The organism is Pseudomonas sp. S4_EA_1b (assembly GCF_016307435.1).
GTDB lineage: Bacteria > Pseudomonadota > Gammaproteobacteria > Pseudomonadales > Pseudomonadaceae > Aquipseudomonas > Aquipseudomonas rhodesiae.
On record NZ_JAEILC010000093.1, the window covers coordinates 22,398 to 36,110 of the forward strand.

Below are 13,713 nucleotides of genomic sequence, written 5' to 3' on the forward strand. Positions count from 1 at the left end.
CCCACGACCCCCGTGTGTTGGTTTTCTCAACACCCCTGGGTCGGTGCGTTGGGACATTTGTAGCCAGGGTACTGTGCTTCGGCCGTAATGTTGGCCAAGCTGAAAGTGACCGCTTGCACTGTGATATTGAAATTGGTCTGTGGGCCAGCAGTGGCGACAACGCGCTGCATGAAGGCTGAGTACGTTTTCATGAGTGACGTTTCTCGAAGATGGAGGGGGTAGCGCGTCTTTATCGCGCGACCCAAGGCAAAAAGCACCATGTCGATATTCATCACATACTTTGGGCTTTCGGTTTGCTGCTTGCGGAAGTGCGTCATTAGCCAGTCTTTGTAACTTTCTATCCAGCTGACATCTCGATCCTACAAGTTTTTCCTGCGAATACGATTTACCTCTGCATCCTCAAGTGTCAGGTTCTCCTTCGCTTCGTCGAGAATCAGGGGTCGGTACAGTTCGTATGAACGAAGCACGTGTTGATCAACGATGGGCTCTGCCCGTTTGGCGAGGTGCTTGCCGAATTGCTTGAACACCTAGCCTGGGCCATTGACCAACACTACTGGTGGCTTGTCGGTAGAACGTACTCCGTCGACGACATGCCCCACCTTCCGCAGGTCACCGTTTTTCCAGGCGAGAGCATACAGAAGTTTTTCCAAGGGGGGCTGAGATTACCGCTTAGACACAGGTCAAGCCGCCCGTCTTCGGTCAGGATTTTACTGGTCACGAGTTCGGCAATTTCATCGGGGCCAAGTATCGACTCGAGTTCGGGGCAGACGGATCGGTCCCTCCCCATGGCACTCAAGTGCTCGCAAGTGGCGACGATGTCTTTAAGGCAGTACGAGGGGGGAGTAGCGATTGTCACTGAGTTCGCACTCGGCCATTCAGGGCTGAACCATAGCAACGAAAGACCAAAGTTCTGTCGAGTGCCTGTAGGCCACACCGTAAGGAGTGTTTTGCGCTCCATGGGTAAACCCTCAGTCACAGCGTCGTCCACTTTGACTAAGTCCCCCATCGTGAATGACTGTGGTGCGGCGATGATCAGTACCGGTTGACCTGTTTTTTGGTGCGCCAGGCCCTGCACTAGTGACCGAGTAGCCACAATGGGGTCGGTGCCGTGGACCACCTTTCCCCGCCAAATACCGTACCCCGATGCCAACCGCACATACGCCTCCCAGCTGAGACTTAAGGCGCCGCGACTGCCGATTGCGGAATACAGAGAACCCCAGAAAGCACTGGCGTCGTCTTCCGCGCTCCAGAGGAAATTTCTAAAATGCGGATAGAACACTGGCCGTAAGGATTGCCGATGATGGAGATTGACGACGCATCTCGTCTGGTCGGAAAAAGACAGCCAGTGCTGGGTAGAGAGTTCGCTGCAATCAAGCACATGAATTTCATTAAGGTCTGAGGCTGTGATTGCTTCGTCTGCCGTAAGGCTATGAAAGTTGAGGTTGCCGGCATAGGTTTCGCCGCGGGGCATGTCGGGGTTACAGAAAGTCAGCATTCGACGAGTCCATTCGCTTGCAACATTCTCGTTATTGGCGACAACTGCGATGTTGAACGTCTCAAGCTTTTGGCAATGAAAGCCAGGGTTTTGATCTTCGACGGCCTGTCTCGCACACTCATGGTCTTCGCCACAGCAGTGAACATCGTGCAAAAAATCCTTGGGCGTCAATCCAAACGGGCGACGTAAGGTCGCATTGAAATATTTCATGCTTCAGCGCACCTGTATCGGACTGTTAGGACATTTATAGCCGGGGTATTGGGCTTCAGCCGTCACCTTGGCCATGGCCGAGGTGACGGCTTGCACAGTGATGGTGAAGTTGGCCGCTGGACCTGCGTTAGGCGTGACACGTTGCATGAATGCTTTGTAGGTTTTCATCGTCAAGACTCCTTGGATTTGGTAGGAGAAGAGTCTTTACGCAACGTGCGACACGCTATGTCGTATTCTAATTATTTCAAATAAAGCGCCGCCATTTTTTGTGCGGTGGCTGCCATTTTCTCGCGCAGGGTGAACGGTTCGACTACTTCAAGATTGTCACCTTGGCTGAGAAGCCAAAGCTCTAGGCCTTGGCTTAGGTGGGTGCTGCCCACCATCGTACGGCAGCCATTTTCATCGAGTAGTTGTTGATCTTCTGTGAGTGGGTTTTCCGCTAGTCGCTCGTACATCTCTTGGCTTAAAAGCAGACGTAGCGGTACCGGCGTATCTGACGCAAGGCTGATCAGGCTGCGCTGCGCGCTAACCGAGTTGATATCGTAATCTTCAGGGGGTGCTATTTTTTCTGGAATTGTTTTAACTGAAATGAACCGATGTAGTGGCAAGGCCACCGGCCGGGTGTCTGGTTGATTCGCAAATACGCAGGAGAGGTAAATGTTGGAATCTTGATAGGACAATCCAAGCGGTAGAAGACGATAGGACTTAGCTTCGCGTGCGCCGCGTTTGAGGTATTGAGCTTCGACAGCGTAGTCATCAAGTAGCGCCTTCTGAAGGGATTCGAGTACCTGAGGGTCTACCTTGCCCGGTTTTAAAGTGATGAAGCGGGTATTGCTGATGACTTTTTTAGACCAGTCCTCAGACGGCCGGGCCTCACGCATCAAAGACCGGGCATATTCATGCAGTGCCGAAAGATTGGTGACTTGGGCCGCCATACCAAACCGACTGGCGTGGTTCATGATCATCACTAGGCTCATCGCATCGGTCGGCAACAGGCTTAAGCGAGAAAGTGATCTGTCTGCCCACCAGATCCTGGCTTTGGCTGTAAGTGATTTAGGTTTACTTTTTACATGAGGGAAGCGTTTTTCCAACTCGCGTAGATGGCGTTGTAGGGTGCGTAGATCGACAAATATTCCTTGGTTTTCGAGGCGTTCATGGATGGTTTTTGTGTCAATGGCGCTTTCCATGCGGGGTAGCAAACCTAGCAGCACTTCCTGACGAAAGAGTTGTTCCACGGAGATATCCCTGCCTTTCAATTATCTGGGTTGCTATGCGACACAGGTTGTCGCCCATGTCTGGAGAATAGGCGGACCCGATAAGTTCGCCGATCAGGACATGAGCATGACTAAAGACGCCCAGGTGTTCAATCTATTGGAGGGCATATTGCCCATGGTCAATGGCATCCGGTTTTTCGAGCCGGACGACGTGCTGGCCCTTTATGCCGGCATCGGCATTCCTTCACTACGAATTTTGGAGATCGGCCAAACCAACGATTTTTGCCTGGCGACTTACTATCAAATCAAGGCCGCCAATCCGCTTCGCGGTATGGTCGAACCTGGCAGGTTACGAGTCCACTATGAATCTCTGCGTGATGATGCGATGGCTTCAGACCCTGATGCTCTTAATGACCTGGGCTGGCTATGGCTCAATGGCAGTCGAGTACTGTTCGAGCCTGCTCTGGCCCGACGGCTTTTCAAGTTAGCCTTCGTTCTTGGTTCCGCAGAGGCGGCTTTCAATCTCGGCGAGCAAGCCTTCTATGGCAAGGGTGTACCGGTTGATCGGGATCTGGCTATCAGCTACTACGAGCAGGCGTACGAGGGCGGTGTTCTTTGCGCCGCGCGCGTGCTGGGTAGTCTGTATTGCGAAAGTGCCGACGACTGGACGGCTGATCATCACAAAGCTGTGCAGTGGTACATGCGGGCAGCTGAAGACGATGATCTTGATGCCTGCTTCCTCTTGGGTTGCTTGGTGCTGGATAACCACTCACCCACTCATGAACGGGCACTCGGAATCTACTGGCTGCAATGGGCGGCAATGAAGGGACACATGATGGCGGCCGAGTATTTGGCCTATCTCTATAACTCGACCCTGCTGGCACCGCCAGACCCGGATGGACTCATGTATGACTTCTGGCGTGATCATGCTATTCGGCTTGGCAGCCAGTGGGTACTGGAAGTGGGCGTCGATGACCGTCGACCTCATTTTTTTGCTGTCTCGAAGACACTTTGAAGATAGATGAACATAAGGAGCAACGCATGAGCGCAAACCTTTTCCGGGCGATACCTGAAAGCAAATTGGCGGCATCAGCAGAGGGAATCAAACGCCAGATGTCAGCTAGGATTCCCAGTAATGTCCCGTATGTAGTCGATAACCTGTGGGAATGGTTACGGCCCGAACATTACCCATCCCGACGCCATTCAACATATGCCAGTCCCACACCGGAATTGGCTTTGCTGAATGCCAGCGCCGCCTTAGTAGGGGGTGATCGATACGTTGCGTGTCGGTTAATAGTGGCACCTTCAGCGATAAAGCTGGCACAGCTTGAAGTGGTCGATGCCAGGCACCACGCCGATATTCGTCTGATTACCCAGTGGCTCAGCCGTCACAGCAAGGAGTTAACCGAGATTTCCGTTAACCAAAAACGTGATATCGCCTTATTGTTCCTCCCGGGTCTGAAGCGCGATGAGTTGGAAAACCTACGTCTTGAGAGCGGTGTAGTACATGAACTCTGCGAGCTGGCGCGGACCCATGCAACGTTCTGGGCGGCAGCATCTTCTGTGCCCAGAAAAGGTGAGGGCGAGTTATTTTTTGAGTTAATCGACAAATCTGCTAGCTACCGCCTAGAGCCGATATAGTGAATATTGCTGCTCACCAAGACCAATCATTGAACGATTTGGAGGGTCGCTTAACATGCTGACAGTCAGCCTAACTACTAATCAGCAAGATTTTGCCGACTATCTGGAAGACCTCTGGTCACCTCGAGAATTCCCTCTTTCTCAATCATCCGGGGAGGCCGGGTCGCCCTTCGCGTTATTGGGCATTTCGGGCATTTCGGGCATTTTTCATTGTTATGAGATTACGAACCACAGAGCTTGGGCGAAATGGAGAGCCAAACTCGGCCATCCTACGAGCCAGTGGTGGTGCTCTACGCTGAAGGAGGCTTATCTAAATTATTCGTGGCCTGAGAAATCATTACCCAATTCTTTCCAGTGCATCGTTCAGCGATTGCAGTCAGGGTTGATTTGCAGCGATAACAAGAACGTCAGGGATGCCTGTTTAGATATTTTTGAATGGGGGGGAGTGGCGAGAAAACCAAACGATAGCTCGCGTTTGTGGGTGAATAGCCAGGCCGATATGGGGCGCTTATGCGATTCAATCAGAATGGCGGTCGAGTTTCTTCAGCCAGGATGCGCAAGCTCCCTGGCCATATTTGATGGACAAGAATTGTTAATGAACTCGGCTATGACCAAGGTCTATGCCGCTGCTGATCCGTTAAATATCATCATGTACGACGGGCGAGTAGGAGCAGCATTGGGTTTGCTGACTCGGTACTGGCTACAAAATCTTGGTTCCCTGAGTGTTCCGGCCGATCTGTCGTTTCGCTGGGGGCCGAAACGAGGGGAACAGCCTGATGCACGTGATCCTTCGCTGGGGGTGTACAAATTCAAATCGCTGTATCAGCCAGCCCAACAAATGGCTCAGCAAAATCAGTCGTGGGCCGAACTGGTGCGCAGTAGTGGCGGCATACTAGGAAATATGGCTTCTTCGTTGAACAATCGAGGCGTCAGCGTGACAGTTGACGACATCCAGAGGGCGTTATTCATGATCGGCTACAACGTCAAATACTCAGGTGTCTGGACCGGTATTTCTGTTCCACCCCCTAACGCCCCAACTGACGCCGCATATGCAGTTATCTGATCAACAACTGAAGACGCTTCGTTCTGCGTCTTACATCGTAATTTTCAGCGGTGCGGGAGTATCTGCGGAAAGTGGTATTGCCACCTTTCGCGATTCTCTCAGTGGTCTTTGGGAGCGTTTTGATCCCGCAGACCTTGCCACTCCCGAAGCTTTTCTGCGTGATCCAGAACTTGTCTGGGGTTGGTACGAATGGCGTCGCGGGCAAGGGCTTGAGGCGCAGCCTAATAGCGCGCATAAGGCTATCGCTGCGTTAGCTGCTCGGGTGGCAAAGCTCACGGTCATTACCCAAAATGTCGATGACTTGCATGAGCGAGCTGGAAGCTCCGGCGTAGTGCACTTGCATGGGAGCCTAAACGAGCCTCGCTGTTTTGCTTGCAATAAACCCTACCGCGAAACCGTAATACTGCCCGCTTTGCTCACGAGTGGCGAAAGGATCGAGCCTCCTCGCTGTTTACAGTGCAACGGAAAGGTTCGACCTGGGGTTGTCTGGTTCGGCGAATCTCTGCCGGACGTTGCATTGTTGGCCGCCTACGATGCAGCCCGTCATTGCGACTTACTGCTTTCCATCGGAACCTCCGGGTTGGTTCAGCCTGCGGCGCGGATTCCCCAGGTAGCGCTCGACAATGGAGCGACGGTCGTACACATCAATACTCAGCCCGTAACCAAGCTGCATGATCGGGAGTTTAGCTTGGTCGGCCTGGCTGGCGAGGTCTTGCCAGAATTGCTTGAACAGGCATTCAAAACTTGAGCTAAGTGCATTGTTCTTAAAAATCAGCCCGGATGATCATCGGCCTTACGCCCACCCAGTAGCGTTTTAATCACCGCCACCAGAATCAGCGATAAAGCCACCATGCTGATGACGTACCAAACTCCGCTAATGAAAGAGTCCCAGTAGCTAGGGTGCCTGTCACCAGACTCGATGGGACCAATCAGTTGCCCACCTAATTCCCAATAGCTCAGAGCCGGTTTCCATGATTTTTCCGAAAGGCTCCGGTTCTGCCAAGCGGCATCACTGTTGCAAGCCAGTCGATTTATGATGATGGCGTACTCCTTCGCGCCGGGCGTTTCGGTGACCTTACAGACCTGTCCAGTAAAGCTGTCCAGAATGACACAGTTGAGTTTGTCGCTCGACAGCAAGACGCAATCCATGCAGAACGTCTTAAGATAGTCTCGTACTACTCTATCGGTGGCAGGCTCCTCATCGTCGAAGTAATGATCGTAGAAAATTTGCCCGTAGACGACTTGTCGTGTGTCGGTATCTTTTACCAATAAAATCTTCTGAATCTCTTCGGGTTTATTCATCTTAACCACCTACCGCCAGATATACGGTATTGAAAACGCCAGAGAGAATATGGCGCCAATTACAAACAGCGGCCAGATCTCTGTGCCATTCACCGCAAAATGTAAGCAACTGAATATCAGCCCCCAGAGCGCTGCACTCACCAGTACACCGACAAGTCGCCCGTGCCAGCGGGCTCCTTCGTGATCGATTTCAGGTACCGGCAAAGACATGGGGCGCGGTGGGGCTGGAGGGGGAAAGATATGATTAGTCATGATGTTGTATTTGCTAGGTCTAGAATTCACCGAAGCTTAGATGACCTGAGCGACACGCTGTGTCGTATAGATGCTTAACCCGGCGCTGCCGGAATGTGCCAGTTCCTCGCAAGATGAGGGTCAGTTGGAGTAAGTGTATTTACGCAGAGGTTATCGGGATCGGGGTAGTCGCGATTAATCGCAGTTGCTGGAATGAGGCCAAGGGATGGCTCTGGCTGATTCCGGCCATTTACGACCAGCAGCAATCGACCTAGGCTGTGTGAAAACCCCTGCGAAGGTCGACTCACTCAAAAATCGACCTCCTGTAATCGGGCATACGCGATGATCGACTAGTTGGAAGGGGGGGCCTAAAACAACCAAACTTTGAGTTTTCCACGCAGCCTGGACCCAACGGACGGTCAAAAAGCGAGGCCGATCTCCCTTTAGACTGTCGACTCAGATGTCCGCTCGACTATCACCGAGAAGATGTTCGTTTGGCTCATGGACTAATATCAGCTAATGGTATCTTCATCCATCGTACGCAGAATGACGGGCGCGATGTCGGGCTGCCCGTCGACGTTCGTAGCTAACAGGTCAGCGTTCAGCGCCCATAGTTTGGTGCTGTGATTTACAGTGAACACCCCAAGATCTTCGAGAATCGCCGCCAGCTTGCTGGTGTCGGGGATGTTGCCACGTCCATTTGTAGCGTGGTGGTATGCAGTTCCGATCCCTTCGGCGCTATCCCCGTTGCGTACGTCATCGGCCTTGTTGGCTAACGGGAAAGGCTGGATGCCGAACGTTCTCTGGAGGTTGCCCAAGGTTTTGTTTACGACCCCGACAGGGAAGTATGGACCTCCTTCAACGCTGAAACCTTCATCGGTGAGCTTGTAACGGAAGGGCTTGCGGCGAGTGGGTGTGCAGCAATCGATCCATGAGAGATCCGGCTCGAACTGTTGAGTTGATCCTTGGCCCTCCTCTGGGTGATTCCAAAGATCATACCCGATCATAAATAAAGCGGCCTCCAGGCGGCGGAGTGGATCAACGTTGGTTCCGTCGTTGGCTAGGAATGCGCTCGCAGCAGCGTTTGGATGGGCAACTACACTGCTGAGAATCCAGCTTGCTTTCATGTTCCATTCCGCATGGTGGGAACCAGCTTTCAGGCGGGGGAAACGAAGCTTTCCTTCGGATGGGTTTCGGGACTTCACGAAATGCTTACCGGTTTCCTTCGCTGGTGCCCATGGGAAAGCCAAGGTCTCCGGCACAGTCTTCAGTTGTCGAACTTTGCAGTACATCACTACGCCCCAGCCAAGCGCTGCTGCGACACGGCTGTCATAAATGACAAAGTCCTTGCAGACCAGCGAGTAGACCTTGGTCATGCCTGCGTTGAATCGGAGGTCTTTGGCCTGAAGGATGGGGACGTCGGTTACGCCAGCGTCGATGGCGTCACGGGTGGCTGATAGGGTAGCTGCCAGGCCGCGCAAGTTCATATTGAGCCAGGCAACGTTATTGCTCTGTACACCGCCCCATATCATCACGTCGATAGCAGCTTGGCAGCACGCTCCATCGTTGACCGCTGGGGCGAGTGCCAACGCCTTCTGTAGGTCGGCCTTTAGGGCGCTGAGAGCTACATCGTTGCTCACTGCGGTTTTACCTGCCGGAACCTGCAGGCGCTCGATTGCAGGATGTTGCCATTGGTATACCGAGTAAGCGTCGGCAAGGCTGTCGCAATACCACAAGGTTTTACTCTGTCGATTCAGGTACTGATGACGAATCGTGGTGTTGTCCAGGTTACCGCTGAGCCACTCGATGAAATCTTTTACGGTCGGATTAGTAAGGTAGTCATTGCGCGTCATGAGAGGCCCCTGTGATCGGTTTTTTGCGGTGAGGTTCCATTATCGCTAAGCTTGCGACAATTCCTGTCGTGACATTTTTCCTATGAGTGAAAAGGCGCTGACCTTGCGATTGCTCCGGTTATTCGCTTCGGTGTCGATCCCAGTTACGCGCCGTTCGAGTCGAAGGCTCCCGACGGTAATCTAGTGGGGCTCGACATCGATATCGGCAGCGCCATCTGTGCCCAGCTCAAGGTCAAATGCGTATGGATGGAAAGTCCCAGGGGCAGCGTCATCCCGGGGCTGAAAGCGAGGAAGTTCGACGGCATTCTTTCGTAGATGAGTGTGACGGAAAGGCTTGGTGTGATTCCCGAGCGTGGACCGGCTGCGACATCCGGAACCTAAAGCGAGTTCAAGCAAGCATCCTCATTCATCCAATGCAGCAAACTCAAGAAGCATGACTTCGTGTCGATACGTCTCTCATCGGTAACGCCGTTGGCGCAACTGGCGCTGCCCTCTGTTGACCCTTAAAGGAACAACCTATGCCGTTAAATCGGACCCAGATAGAGGCCCTGCAGCACTCCATCCATACCTATAGCTTCCCTTTGGACTACTACGATCACGCATTGCCGAAACAGCAGAACCCTCAGGTAGCGAGCAGTATTCAGCAACTGGAGTCGATCATTCAGACCCAACTGCGGTCGACGGTGCCTACCGATATCGAGCAAGGCCTGGGCAACATCATTTATTGGGGAAACGCGACGGCCGGCTACAGAGATAGCCGATTCGAAAAATTTAACTCACTGATTGGCTCGTTTGCTCCTTACGCCTCGTTCAGTGGCCTGGTTAGCACAGGTCACCCCTCGTTGGCTGCGCTCAAGCGACTCGGGTTTCCCAGCTACTCAAATATCTCTTTCGTGTCCAAGATTCTGATGTTCCTGAACCCCCAGGAGTATTGCGTGCTGGATTTGCAGATCTGTAAGTTGAAGAAACAAGCCCGGCCAATCAGCAGGGCTTTAGATCGACTGACCCTATATCCGACAAGCATTCCAATTACCCAAGCCAACGAGCAGGTGTACGATCTTTGGCGCTCTGAGTGTCGTTGCATCAGTTCGACTTACTACGGTGGGAGATACCGGGTGGCGGATGTGGAGCGTGGGTTTTTCCAGCTAATCAAGAACGACCTCGCCCAGGCCCACTCGATTTACGACGACTTCTGACGCGCTCGGCCCCTGAGTATTACGCTGCAATGCGTAAGTTCAGGGAACGCGCTGCCTGGAATGAAGATGTGTGCCTGACTCCCTCAGTCATACAACCAGTGTTTCAACTCCTTCAGGTTCCCCGCCACTATCTGTTGTGCCTCCGGCTTTGGGTCTAGATTCTTGGGATCGATCTGATACCGCTGCAACACATACTTGACTAACGCTTGGCGACTGGGAATCTCTAGCTGCCCATCCACCATACCGAAATCAGTCTGGATGATCGCCTTCTGCGCCAGCGTCAGGCGCTCGTCGGGCTTTATGATCACCGCCACCTCGGTGTTCCAGACATCATCTCCATCGATGCCATTTTCGGTTTCATCATCCCGCACGTCGGGCACACCGCGTAGTCGACTCAGAACAAAATCGCGGTATTCACGGTTTTTCTCACAGTAGGCGCGAACGTGCCAGCGCATGCCGGTGTACACCAGGGTGTGTGGCGCGATCGTGCGGCCCTCGGGGTCTGGGCTATTCAGCGAAACGTAGTCAATGTCCAGGCGCAGGTGGTCGCGGCAAGCCTTGAGCAACGGCCGAAGGATTTCTGCCTTGATCGAGCGATCCGGCACTTCCAGCACCTTGGTGTGGGCATAAGCGAGGGCCAGGCCCTCAATGTGCGGCGCGCGCGCATTGTTTTGATACAGCAGGTGCAAATAGGCGCTGGCACTGTCGTCAATGAACAGCGGCTTGAACGCCGTGCTGGGCACATAGCCCTTTATTTTTTTGTCATATGTAAGGTTTTTAGACGCATGCTCGTTGATGTAGGTGTTGATGTCTTTGGATGCCTGCTGTCGGCTGATGCCGAAGCTCTGCATCAAGTGCCCCGTGGTCAACCGGCCCTCCCACCAGGCAACGGTCTCAATCAAACGATAGCGAAGTGCCAAATCCCAGCGGACTTGTTCGATGGACTGCTTGCGTTTCATAACCTCTCCATGTGCGCGAATACTTTACCTGTATAAGTCTACATTCTAGACCTGTCACTAATCACTACATATCGTGTGTTTGTCTTCGAGATGAATCGAACTCACGGAAGGAAGTGGTCATGAGTATGTCGGAAGCAGTTTCGACGGGTGCATTGGTGATGATGGGGGCAATCCTGCTGGTGCTTCTGCTGCAGTGCCTGAGGTTGCGTGAACTCTGGCAAATGGCTCTTGGCTTCCAAAAGGACGTGCGCTGGGCGCGGATTTGGGAAATGGAAAATCGGGAACTGCGTTCGGCGCTGCGAGCTGAGAAAGAGCACATAGAGCAGTTGCAAAGAAAGCTGGTGATTTTGCAGGAATTGATCCCGGCAGAGGGATAAGGGAAAGGACATGAACAGACTTGAACGGATCAAAGGCTGTCTGTTGGGCGGTGCCGTCGGCGATGCGTTGGGCGCCCCGGTGGAGTTCCTCGAATGGCCTGCAATCGAAGCTAAATTCGGTCCACAAGGTATCGTTGATTTTGCCCCTGCTTTCGGTATCACCGGCGCCATCACCGACGACACGCAGATGATGCTTTTCACCGCAGAAGGCTTGCTGCGGGCTTATGTTCGCGGCAGTTCGCGGGGGATTTGCCACGTTCCGAGCATTATCCATCATGCGTTGCTGCGCTGGCTGATGACCCAGGATTACCCTACGGCGATGCCTATCAGCCGGGATGGGTGGTTGGTCGAGCAACTGGCGCTCTGGTCTCGTCGCGCTCCTGGCACTACCTGCATCAGTGCACTCAAGGCCAGTCTACGGCTAGGTGCTGTTGCCGAGAACAACAGTAAAGACTGTGGCGCCGTGATGCGTGTCGCGCCCTGTGCGTTCTTTGCCAACGCCTTTGACTACGCTGCTCAGTCAGGACGCCTGACCCACGGGCACCCCACGGGCTACCTGGCGGCCGGACTGTTCGCCGATATTCTCCAGCGCATTGTCGATCGGCAAGACAGTCTGGAGCACGCAGTTACTCAAAGCTTGGCCAATTACGGACAAATGCCCGGTATGGAAGAAACACGTAGTCTAATCGAGCGCGTGCTGTTCTTCTTTTACGAGGGCTACCAACCCACCCCGCAACGCATAGGCGAATTCGGCGGCGGTTGGGTCGCCGAAGAGGCGTTGGCTATTGGGTTGTGGTGCGCCCTGGCCGCGCGCTCGTTCGAGGAGGGCGTGATCACTGCGGTGAATCACGGTGGCGACAGTGACAGCACCGGGTTGATCGCCGGGCACCTGTTGGGAGTTCAGTATGGTGCTGCGGCGATTCCTGCTCGATGGTACGGGCAATTGGAGCTGCGCGAAGTGATCGAGCAGATTGCCGAGGATATTGAACGTGTACCTAGTGATTATTGTGGACATGGCGGGGAGCTCGATGAACAGATCGAGCGGGCCTATCCCGGGGACTGAGTGAGTTAAGTCATTGAGTGCGTATCAGCATTTGGAGAACTACCATGCCCATGAGGCCTAGACTTCTTACCTATGTCTGCATTAATTGCGGGTGGAGGAAAACAGTGGCACCGCAAAGTGACGTGCTGCGGCCAGGATATCGGTTTGATCGATGTCCCCAGTGCCAGAGCACCTCGCTGACTACCCGACCTCCAGGGTTGTTGGAGAGAACACTGGTCGAATTTTTGTCGAGCCGGTAAAGGCATTACAAGCGCTGGGCATGTAGACATCATGTCTACATGCCATTGGGCTGGGCTGTTTATTGCCCAGACTTGTCTGTCGCTGGACGCGTCTGTCGCCTTCTGCCGGGAACGGGTAAATGTAACGAGCTTTGGGAGGGGCCATTGTTCAAGTTGGCGTAGGGTTCTTGGAAGCTGTGTGCGTTGATATTGGTGGCATACGCGGATATAGAGACGGTCCGTATGTAATTGAAGATATCGGCGTTCTATTCCGGATCCCGGATGAAGGTGAAACAATTACGGTTTTTCTGGATGTTGATTGCCCGGCGGTTGCAGGAGCTGAGTGCAGTAGCGACTGCACTCAGTTAGTTCTTCAAACGAAGCTGACAGCCTCCGCGGTAGGTTTTTCCTGTTCGCCTAGGTAGTGCGGTCTTGAGTATCACTTGAACACCAATACCGCACACGTTGCTATTCAGCAAAGATATGACTGATCAAAAATTGATCAAGGTCAACGTCCAATACCCGGATCACACCGCCATTGGGAGTAGACCATAGCAGAACCTTTTGGGCCTTGTTGTCGTATAGATAGTACTGGCCGTCCCCGATTTCGATCAGCGGTACAGCATTTTTCGGGTAGCTTGGATCGCGCGAAAGATCTGTAAAACTGTTCAGGACATGCAGGTAATAGTCATTCGGAACACCAAGACCATAGGTTTCATAGGCCTCAAAGACAATCACCCCGAATGTTGACAGGAACGACGTGTACTCGGCAGAAAGAGCAAAACCAAGCTGTTCCTGGAGCGCAGTGATGCTGGCCGAGTCCGCAGGGCGGGTATTAGCCTGATAACGGTCAACCAAATCTTTTAGTTTTTTCATAAGAGGGGCTCGTAC

At 53.2% G+C, this 13,713-nt stretch carries 15 protein-coding genes and 1 pseudogene; 8 read left to right on the top strand and 8 right to left on the bottom strand.

Going from position 1 to position 13,713, the window contains the following annotated elements; translation table 11 throughout:
* Window positions 1-26: 26 nt before the first annotated feature.
* From YA0848_RS25535 to YA0848_RS36535, 4 genes are all read right to left on the bottom strand, one after another.
* Window positions 27-317 carry a hypothetical protein gene (locus YA0848_RS25535; protein WP_126588245.1) on the bottom strand — a complete coding sequence of 97 codons (291 nt, stop codon included), beginning with the start codon at window positions 315-317 and terminating at the stop codon, window positions 27-29.
* 233 nt (window positions 318-550) lie between these two features.
* Window positions 551-1,705 carry a hypothetical protein gene (locus YA0848_RS25540; protein ID WP_126588247.1) on the bottom strand — a complete coding sequence of 385 codons (1,155 nt, stop codon included), beginning with the start codon at window positions 1,703-1,705 and terminating at the stop codon, window positions 551-553.
* 3 nt (window positions 1,706-1,708) lie between these two features.
* Complete coding sequence (locus YA0848_RS25545; protein ID WP_185833383.1) at window positions 1,709-1,873, bottom strand: hypothetical protein; 165 nt, start codon at window positions 1,871-1,873, stop codon at window positions 1,709-1,711.
* A gap of 71 nt (window positions 1,874-1,944) precedes the next feature.
* Window positions 1,945-2,940, bottom strand: coding sequence for a helix-turn-helix transcriptional regulator (locus tag YA0848_RS36535; protein ID WP_126588249.1), 996 nt, complete (start codon window positions 2,938-2,940; stop codon window positions 1,945-1,947).
* 106 nt (window positions 2,941-3,046) lie between these two features.
* Between YA0848_RS36535 and YA0848_RS25555 the strand changes: the two genes are divergently transcribed.
* The 4 genes from YA0848_RS25555 to YA0848_RS25570 are packed head-to-tail and all read left to right on the top strand — an operon-like array spanning window position 3,047 to window position 6,371.
* Complete coding sequence (locus YA0848_RS25555) at window positions 3,047-3,934, top strand: tetratricopeptide repeat protein (RefSeq protein ID WP_126588251.1); 888 nt, start codon at window positions 3,047-3,049, stop codon at window positions 3,932-3,934.
* A 26-nt stretch (window positions 3,935-3,960) separates the two neighbouring features.
* Window positions 3,961-4,560, top strand: a complete 600-nt coding sequence (locus tag YA0848_RS25560) for a hypothetical protein (protein WP_126588252.1) — start codon at window positions 3,961-3,963, stop codon at window positions 4,558-4,560.
* Window positions 4,561-4,615: 55 nt separating this feature from the next.
* Entirely contained in the window at window positions 4,616-5,623 is a 1,008-nt protein-coding gene (locus YA0848_RS25565; protein ID WP_126588253.1) for a hypothetical protein, read from the top strand.
* Window positions 5,610-6,371 (top strand): SIR2 family NAD-dependent protein deacylase, encoded by a 762-nt coding sequence (locus tag YA0848_RS25570; RefSeq protein ID WP_126588254.1) that lies wholly within the window; start codon window positions 5,610-5,612, stop codon window positions 6,369-6,371. The genes YA0848_RS25565 and YA0848_RS25570 overlap by 14 nt, the downstream gene beginning before the upstream one ends.
* A gap of 23 nt (window positions 6,372-6,394) precedes the next feature.
* Here the strand turns inward: YA0848_RS25570 and YA0848_RS25575 are convergent, their stop codons facing one another.
* Window positions 6,395-6,925: a hypothetical protein gene (locus YA0848_RS25575; RefSeq protein ID WP_126588255.1), complete on the bottom strand. Its 531-nt coding sequence runs from the start codon at window positions 6,923-6,925 to the stop codon at window positions 6,395-6,397.
* A gap of 743 nt (window positions 6,926-7,668) precedes the next feature.
* Complete coding sequence (locus YA0848_RS25580) at window positions 7,669-9,009, bottom strand: hypothetical protein (RefSeq protein WP_185833384.1); 1,341 nt, start codon at window positions 9,007-9,009, stop codon at window positions 7,669-7,671.
* Window positions 9,010-9,129: 120 nt separating this feature from the next.
* Here YA0848_RS25580 and YA0848_RS25585 point away from each other — a divergent pair.
* Window positions 9,130-9,321: pseudogene (locus YA0848_RS25585) on the top strand (transporter substrate-binding domain-containing protein); the annotation flags it as partial.
* Between the two features lie 206 nt (window positions 9,322-9,527).
* Window positions 9,528-10,205 carry a hypothetical protein gene (locus YA0848_RS25590; RefSeq protein WP_126588256.1) on the top strand — a complete coding sequence of 226 codons (678 nt, stop codon included), beginning with the start codon at window positions 9,528-9,530 and terminating at the stop codon, window positions 10,203-10,205.
* An 83-nt stretch (window positions 10,206-10,288) separates the two neighbouring features.
* On the opposite strand, the gene YA0848_RS25595 is transcribed toward YA0848_RS25590, so the two are convergent.
* A complete protein-coding gene (locus YA0848_RS25595) occupies window positions 10,289-11,164 on the bottom strand; it encodes a helix-turn-helix transcriptional regulator (protein WP_126588257.1) in 876 nt (291 codons plus the stop codon).
* 119 nt (window positions 11,165-11,283) lie between these two features.
* On the opposite strand from YA0848_RS25595, the gene YA0848_RS25600 reads away from it, so the two are divergent.
* Window positions 11,284-11,541, top strand: coding sequence for a hypothetical protein (locus YA0848_RS25600; protein WP_126588258.1), 258 nt, complete (start codon window positions 11,284-11,286; stop codon window positions 11,539-11,541).
* Window positions 11,542-11,551: 10 nt separating this feature from the next.
* Window positions 11,552-12,604: an ADP-ribosylglycohydrolase family protein gene (locus tag YA0848_RS25605; RefSeq protein ID WP_126588259.1), complete on the top strand. Its 1,053-nt coding sequence runs from the start codon at window positions 11,552-11,554 to the stop codon at window positions 12,602-12,604.
* A 686-nt stretch (window positions 12,605-13,290) separates the two neighbouring features.
* Here the strand turns inward: YA0848_RS25605 and YA0848_RS25610 are convergent.
* Window positions 13,291-13,698: an SMI1/KNR4 family protein gene (locus YA0848_RS25610; RefSeq protein ID WP_126588261.1), complete on the bottom strand. Its 408-nt coding sequence runs from the start codon at window positions 13,696-13,698 to the stop codon at window positions 13,291-13,293.
* Between the last annotated feature and the right edge of the window lie 15 nt (window positions 13,699-13,713).